This is a genomic window from Pantoea sp. Tr-811 (genome assembly GCF_011752535.1).
Classification (GTDB): domain Bacteria; phylum Pseudomonadota; class Gammaproteobacteria; order Pseudomonadales; family Pseudomonadaceae; genus Aquipseudomonas.
Map to the genome: position 1 here is coordinate 1 of NZ_VWXJ01000064.1, position 561 is coordinate 561.

The 561-nt window shown below is 48.3% G+C and carries 2 tRNA genes and 1 rRNA gene; all 3 read left to right on the forward strand.

The window, feature by feature from the left end:
- Positions 1-61, forward strand: a 16S ribosomal RNA gene (locus F3J44_RS29435); the annotation flags it as partial.
- Between the two features lie 86 nt (positions 62-147).
- Positions 148-224 (forward strand) — tRNA-Ile (locus F3J44_RS29440).
- A 24-nt stretch (positions 225-248) separates the two neighbouring features.
- A tRNA-Ala gene (locus tag F3J44_RS29445) sits at positions 249-324 on the forward strand.
- Positions 325-561 lie beyond the last annotated feature (237 nt).

Consider the following 561-nt stretch of genomic DNA (forward strand, 5'->3'; position numbering starts at 1 on the left):
GACTGGGGTGAAGTCGTAACAAGGTAGCCGTAGGGGAACCTGCGGCTGGATCACCTCCTTAATCGACGACATCAGCCTACTGATGAGCTCCCACACGAATTGCTTGATTCATTGTGAAAAGACGATGCTGTAACGCGACCCTGTTATAGGTCTGTAGCTCAGTTGGTTAGAGCGCACCCCTGATAAGGGTGAGGTCGGCAGTTCAAATCTGCCCAGACCTACCATTACATGGTTCAGCCGTAGAATACGGGGCCATAGCTCAGCTGGGAGAGCGCCTGCCTTGCACGCAGGAGGTCAGCGGTTCGATCCCGCTTGGCTCCACCACTTTCGCGGTACGCAGTAACGTGTCAGAACTTAGAAATGAACATTCAGATCGAATGTTGATTTCTGACTTTTGTCAGATCGTTCTTTAAAAATTCGGATATGTGATAGATATAGACTGATGACCAGTTTCACTGCTGGAAATCAGGCTAAGGTAAAATTTGTGAGTTCTGCTCTTAATTGAGCGAAATGCGAATTTTCGGCGAATGTCGTCTTCACAGTATAACCAGATTGCTTGGG